The sequence below is a fragment of the Nocardia amamiensis genome (assembly GCF_015477605.1).
Taxonomy (GTDB): Bacteria; Actinomycetota; Actinomycetes; order Mycobacteriales; family Mycobacteriaceae; genus Nocardia; species Nocardia amamiensis_A.
Window position 1 is genome coordinate 1 of record NZ_JADLQX010000387.1, and the last position, 249, is coordinate 249.

Annotated in this window: 1 protein-coding gene; it reads right to left on the reverse strand. The window is 72.7% G+C overall.

The window, feature by feature from the left end:
• On the reverse strand, positions 1–249 hold a 249-nt coding region (locus IU459_RS38225), incomplete at both ends, for a phosphopantetheine-binding protein (RefSeq protein ID WP_195134385.1).

The following is a 249-nucleotide window of genomic DNA, read 5'->3' on the forward strand; positions in this document are numbered from 1 at the left end:
CGGCCGCCCGCGCCGCCAGCGCTCCCACCGTCGAGGCCTCGAACACCTCCCGCACCGGCACCCGCGCATCGATCGCCGCACCCACCCGCGACACCAGCTGCGTCGCCAGCAACGAGTTGCCTCCCAATGCGAAGAAATCGTCGTCGAGCCCCACCCGCTCCACCCCCAACACCTCCGCGAACACCCCCGCCACCACCTGCTCCACCGCAGTCACCGGCGCCCGGAACACCACCGGGGCGAACACCGGCA